The following is a 1414-nucleotide window of genomic DNA, read 5'->3' as shown; positions in this document are numbered from 1 at the left end:
ACGCGGGACCGTCAGAACCACCTTGCCGACATGCCGGGCCTGCCCCATGAACCGCAACGCCTCCACCACCCGCCGCACATCCCACACCCGCACCGGCAACGGCCGCAGCACACCCGCCTCGAACAACCCCACCAACTCGCCCAGCATCACCCCGATCCGCTCCGGCCCCGCATCCAACAGATCAAACGGCCGATACACCACCCCCGGACCCGCCCAACCATCCGGACGGACATCCGTCTTCCCCATCTCCAAGAACCGCCCACCCTCAACCAACAACCGCGCCGACGCATCCACGAACTCACCCGCCAACGAGTTCAACACCACATCCACCCCACCCGAAACCCCACGAATCACCCCCTCGAACGACAGATCCCGCGACGACCCGATACACGCCGCATCCACCCCCAGCCCACGCACCACCGCCCACTTCGCCTCACTCGCCGTCGCAAACACCCGCGCACCCAAATACCCCGCCACCTGCACCGCCGCCATCCCCACACCACCCGCAGCCGCATGCACCAACACCGACTCCCCACCCCGCAACCCACCCACATCCACCAACCCATAGAACGCCGTCAAAAACACCACCGGCACCGACGCCGCCCGAACAAACGACCACCCACACGGAATCCGCGCCACCAACCGCGCATCCACCACACACTCCGGGCCGAACACCCCACGGCCCAAACCGAACACACGGTCGCCCACCCGAAGATCCGCCACTCCCTCGCCAACCTCCGCGACGACGCCCGCGAACTCGTGCCCCAACACCACCTCGCCCGGGTACATCCCCAAGGCGCCCAGCACATCACGGAAGTTCACCCCCGCCGCCCGCACCTCCACCCGCACCTCACCAACACCCACACCCCGCGCCCCAACCGGTACCACCCCAAGCCCCTCCAACGTCCCACCCGACACCGAATCCACCCGCCACAACCCACCACCACCAGGAACCGGCAACAACTCCGATGCCTCCACCCGGCCCAGACGCGGCACCAACACCTCACCCCCACGCACCACCACCTGCGACTCCCCCAACCCCAACACCCCCGGCACCAACGCCAACGACTCCACCGACCCGTCAAGCTCCAACAACCCAACCCGCCCCGGCTCCTCCACCTGCACCGACCGCACCAAACCCCACACCCCACCACTGCCCACCGAACCATCCGTCACCACCACCAACCGCGCACCATCCCACCGCCCATCCCCCAACCACTCCTGCACCACCGGCACAACCTCCGCCACACCCCCCACCACCGGCCACAGCACCACCCCGACGCCGACCCCACTCGCCGCAAGCTCCCCCAGACCCCCGAACCGCCGACCACCCAACTCACCCAACCCCTCCCCCAACACCACCCACTCACCAACCACCCCACCACCCAACTCAATCGGCACCCAGTCCACCCGG

General features: G+C 68.2%; 1 protein-coding gene. It reads right to left on the bottom strand.

The window, feature by feature from the left end; translation table 11 throughout:
* Positions 1 to 1401 (bottom strand): zinc-binding dehydrogenase (locus ACFYNO_RS41155; RefSeq protein WP_388023908.1); only part of this gene is annotated, 1401 nt, incomplete at its 3' end.
* Positions 1402 to 1414 lie beyond the last annotated feature (13 nt).

It is taken from the genome of Kitasatospora sp. NPDC006697 (assembly GCF_042869935.1).
Classification (GTDB): domain Bacteria; phylum Actinomycetota; class Actinomycetes; order Streptomycetales; family Streptomycetaceae; genus Kitasatospora.
The sequence above is the reverse complement of the archived record's forward strand: the minus strand, read 5'-3'. Positions and strand labels throughout refer to the sequence as shown.